The following is a 4239-nucleotide window of genomic DNA, read 5'->3' as shown; positions in this document are numbered from 1 at the left end:
CCCGCAGACTGCGGCACTGCTCACCGAGACTGAGCAGTGCCGCACGCTGTCGTCGCGAGCGGGGGTGCTGTCACCACACCGTGCGAGGGTGCTGGCCGTGACCGAGCGCCCGAGACTCCCAGACCTGAGCGACCCTGACGTCGTTGGCCGGCTCGTCGTGCGCGCACGACGGCACGCCGACCTCAGCCAGCGTGACCTTGCCTCGCTGGTCGGCGTCGCTGCGTCGAGTATCGCCCGACTCGAGTCTGCCGGCGGTCTGCCGAGCCTGGGTGTGCTTGCTCGCATCCTCGAGGCGTGCGGACTTCGCCTTGCCGCCGTGGACGGCGACGGGCAGGAGGTGCGCCCGGCGCCGGCGGGGCTCGTCCGGGACAACGCCGGTCGGCGATTCCCGGCGCACCTCGACGTCGACCCGCCGGACCAGGTTCCGTTCGAGCTCATCGTCAAACCCCGCCATGACCGGCCGGCGGCGAAGGGCTGGTTCCATCACCGGGCTGAGCGGGACCGCATCGCCGGCCAGTTTCCGTGGCGCACGCGGCCGGCGGACCACCCGACCACCGCTGAGCTCGCACTGAGACGACGCCTCATGGCTGGCCGGCAACCGCGGGTCGACCCCGTGCCGGAGATGATCGACTGCCGGTGCCTCGACGAGTGCTTCGAGCTCGCGTGCATCGGGCCGTGCCCGTGCCAGTGTGAGCCGGCGCATGCCCACACGCGGCTGGGCCGTGGTCAGCTGCCGATGCGCGTGCGCACCTCGTAGAGCTCGGGGAAGAAGGTCAGGTCGAGGGCGCGACGGAGGAAGTCGACCCCCGTCGAGCCGCCCGTCCCCGTCTTCTGCCCGATCGTCCGCTGGACCACCTGCAGGTGCCGGAATCGCCACTGCTGGAAGTTGTCCTCGACGTCGACGAGCTCTTCACACGTCTCGTAGACACCCCAGTGGTCGTGCGGGGCAGCATAGACCTCGGCGAAGACGTCGACGAGACCCTCGTGGTGCACGTAGGGCTGGGACCAGTCGCGGTCGAGCAGCTCCGTGGGCACCGCGTATCCCCGACGTGCGAGGTAGGCGAGGAAGCCGTCGTAGAGGCTCGGCTCATGGAGCAGCACGGTGAGGTCGCGCTGGGCCTTGGGGTCGTGGTCGAACACGCCGACCATGTCGGCGTTCTTGTTGCCGAGGAGGAACTCGACCTCGCGGTACTGGGCCGACTGGAAGCCGGAGCTCGACGCGAGGAACGGCCGGATCTCGGCATACTCGCTCGGCGTCAGCGTCGCGAGCACTGACCACTGGTCCGTCAGGGTGTGCTGGACGTGCTTGACCCGGGCGAGTCTCTTGAGGGCGGGCGCGAGCTCATCCTGGCTGAGCAGATCTCTCGCGGACCGGAGCTCGTGGATCATCAGCTTGAGCCACAGCTCAGAGGTCTGGTGCTGGATGATGAAGAGCAGCTCGTCGTGCTGGAGCGGCTCGCTCTGTGGCTGCTGCGCGGCGAGCAGCAGATCGAGGCGCAGGTAGTCGCCGTAGGACATCTTCCTGCGGAAGTCCCGCTGGATGCCCTCCTCCAGATCGCGTCGGCTCCGGAAATCGTCGTGGACGTCGTTGGCCATGCCGTCAGCCTAGGCTCCGGCTCGTGGACACAGACCGACGAGGTGCTGGACGACGCCCGGTATCCAGCCCGTCTCTCCCCGCATCCAACGCGCGCTGACGAGGTTGTGGGGGACGACGACGGTATCCGCTCGCGCGTCCACGAGGCCGAGGTCGGTGCCGAAGGCGTCCGTGACAACGGACCAACCTCGGGTGCTGCGACGGACCAGGTGTTCACCGATGGCGACACCGAAGAGCTCGACGACCTCGGCCGCGTCGCCGCGGCCGGCCGCGGCGTCCGCGTGCGCTCGGTCGTAGGCCGCCCCGATGGCAGCCAGATCGTCGATGTCCACGCCCCTGGCCGCGAGCTCCTCGAGGCCACGACTGATGCGCGAGCGCTCAGCGTCCGTCAATGGTGCCGAGACCGGTCTGCCGTCCTCGGGCCGCGGACGTGGTGGCTCCGACAGCGCGTCGGACGGCGATGGCTCGGTCGGGCGGGCCTGGACAGCCGTGCGTTCTTCCTTGCGCCAGCGCGAGAAGAGCCCCATGGGCCCACCGTACTGCGGGCCCGAGGCGACTCTAGGCCTGCAGCGCGGCACCGCCGAGGTGGGCGCGGATCGCCTCTGCGTCCGGCCCGTCGCGGCGCGGCTCGAGGGGCCCCCAGGAAGCCGCCCTGGATGCAGCCGCGAGACCCCACGCGACCCCGATCACGGTGACTCCGAGTCGCAGCGCCTTCCCGACCGCTCCCCGGGCGTCGCCGATCCCACGAAGCTCGTCGCCGACCCAGCGTCGCAGGTCCCGGGAACCGAGCCCGCGGTGGCGGGCGATCAGGACGACGTGGTTGCGGCGGCCGTAGAGCTTGTACCGCGTGTCGAAGCGGGCTCCTCTGACATGGGGCGCCGGGAGGTGGTCGACGAGCGCGTCGGGCTGGTAGAGGACGCGCCCTCCGATGGACCGGACCCGGAGGAACATGTCCGTGTCCTCACGCAGGGCGGTGCCGGGGTAGTCGTCACGGAAACCACCGAGCTCGGCGAGGACCTCACGGCGGAACGACATGTTGGCGCCGATCCCGTGGTCGACCTCGAACGGCTCGGCTGCGGCCATCGCGAAACCCTCGGTCAGTCGCCCCGTCGGGAGGTACCGGCCGACCGGAAGCTCGTAGCGCTCCTCGCCGTCGATCCCGTTCCTCGTCCGACCGGCCACGGCCGCGACGGTCTCGTCGAGGTAGGCGTCGCGCAGCGCCTGCGCCCAGCCCACATCGACGACGACGTCGTCGTCGAGGAAGGCGATGACGTCGCCGGTGACCCACCGGAGGCCCTCGTTGCGGGACCGGGTCATCCACCCGGCGAGCTGCGGCGCCCAGACGTACTGCGCCCCGACGCCGAGAGCAGCGACCTCACGGGTGTGATCCGTGCTCGACGCGTCGACGACGACGACCTGCTCGACCGGCTCGGCGAGACGCGCCAACGAGCGCAGGCATCGCTCGAGGAAGGCGGGGCGCTCATAGGTGACGACGCAGACGCTCACCGTCGGCCGGACCTGACCGGCTGCTCCTCCACCGCGCATGGTCCGACCCTAGCGGGGCACCCCTGGCCACCTGGGACCCGCGGCCGGCCCAGCGGCATACGGCATCGTCTCGGTGATGTGCCGGACCTCACGCAGCGTTGGCACGGAATGCTCCAGACGGCACATTTTGCGGTGACGTCGAGGCGCTAGAGTCCGACGCATGGCTTCCATCAGCAAGGTCCTGATCGCAAATCGTGGTGAGATCGCCGTCCGCATCGCGCGGGCGTGCCGGGACTCGGGCATCGGATCCGTGGCGGTCTACGCGGAGCCGGATCGGGATGCGCTGCACGTCAAGGTCTCGGACGAGGCCTACGCGCTCGGTGGGGCCACCCCCGGCGACAGCTACCTCGTGCAGGAGAAGCTGCTCGATGTGGCCAGGCGAGCCGGTGCGGACGCGGTCCACCCCGGCTACGGCTTCCTCGCCGAGAACGCCCACTTCGCCAAGGCCGTCATCGACGCCGGGCTGACGTGGATCGGCCCCGGCCCCGACGCGATCGACGCGCTCGGCGACAAGGTCAAGGCGCGACACATCGCGACGAAGGCGAACGCCCCGCTCGTGCCCGGCACCAAGGACCCGGTGTCCGGTCCGGACGAGGTCGTCGTGTTCGCGGAGGAGCACGGGCTGCCGGTGGCGATCAAGGCCGCCTACGGGGGTGGCGGACGGGGCCTGAAGGTCGCGCGCACGATCGAGGAGATCCCGGACCTCTACGAGTCGGCGGTGCGCGAGGCGGTCACGGCGTTCGGGCGCGGCGAGTGCTTCGTCGAGCGGTTCCTCGACAAGCCCCGCCACGTCGAGACCCAGTGCCTCGCCGACCACCACGGCAACGTCGTCGTGGTGTCGACACGCGACTGCTCGCTCCAGCGCCGCAACCAGAAGCTCGTCGAGGAGGCCCCCGCGCCGTTCGTGTCCGAGGCCCAGCACGCCGAGCTGGTCCGAGCGAGCAAGGCGATCCTCCGCGAGGCCGGCTACGTCGGCGCGGGCACGTGCGAGTTCCTCATCGGACAGGACGGCTCGATCAGCTTCCTCGAGGTCAACACCCGACTGCAGGTCGAGCACCCGGTCACCGAGGAGGTCACCGGTATCGACCTCGTCCGCGAGC

Annotated in this window: 5 protein-coding genes; 2 read left to right on the top strand and 3 right to left on the bottom strand. The window is 70.5% G+C overall.

Annotated elements, in window-relative coordinates:
- On the top strand, positions 1 to 757 hold a 757-nt coding region (locus tag LOY02_RS17045), incomplete at its 5' end, for a helix-turn-helix domain-containing protein (protein ID WP_317183565.1).
- Here the strand turns inward: LOY02_RS17045 and LOY02_RS17040 are convergent.
- Genes LOY02_RS17040 through LOY02_RS17030 form a run of 3 tightly spaced genes read right to left on the bottom strand, consistent with a single transcriptional unit; the run spans position 727 to position 3139 of the window.
- Entirely contained in the window at positions 727 to 1596 is an 870-nt protein-coding gene (locus tag LOY02_RS17040; RefSeq protein WP_317183564.1) for a tryptophan 2,3-dioxygenase, read from the bottom strand. The genes LOY02_RS17045 and LOY02_RS17040 overlap by 31 nt on opposite strands.
- 9 nt (positions 1597 to 1605) lie before the next feature.
- Positions 1606 to 2121, bottom strand: coding sequence for a DUF3806 domain-containing protein (locus LOY02_RS17035; protein ID WP_317183563.1), 516 nt, complete (start codon positions 2119 to 2121; stop codon positions 1606 to 1608).
- 31 nt (positions 2122 to 2152) lie between these two features.
- Entirely contained in the window at positions 2153 to 3139 is a 987-nt protein-coding gene (locus tag LOY02_RS17030; RefSeq protein WP_317183562.1) for a glycosyltransferase family 2 protein, read from the bottom strand.
- 160 nt (positions 3140 to 3299) lie between these two features.
- Here LOY02_RS17030 and LOY02_RS17025 point away from each other — a divergent pair.
- On the top strand, positions 3300 to 4239 hold a 940-nt coding region (locus LOY02_RS17025), incomplete at its 3' end, for an acetyl/propionyl/methylcrotonyl-CoA carboxylase subunit alpha (RefSeq protein ID WP_317183561.1).

Source organism: Intrasporangium sp. (assembly GCF_032907665.1).
Classification (GTDB): Bacteria; Actinomycetota; Actinomycetes; order Actinomycetales; family Dermatophilaceae; genus Intrasporangium.
The sequence above is the reverse complement of the archived record's forward strand: the minus strand, read 5'-3'. Positions and strand labels throughout refer to the sequence as shown.

Coding starts and splice junctions, on each gene's coding strand:
- LOY02_RS17035 (WP_317183563.1), bottom strand. CDS start 2,121: ATGGGGCTCTTCTCGCGCTGGCGCAAGGAAGAACGCACGGCTGTCCAG.
- LOY02_RS17030 (WP_317183562.1), bottom strand. CDS start 3,139: ATGCGCGGTGGAGGAGCAGCCGGTCAGGTCCGGCCGACGGTGAGCGTC.
- LOY02_RS17040 (WP_317183564.1), bottom strand. CDS start 1,596: ATGGCCAACGACGTCCACGACGATTTCCGGAGCCGACGCGATCTGGAG.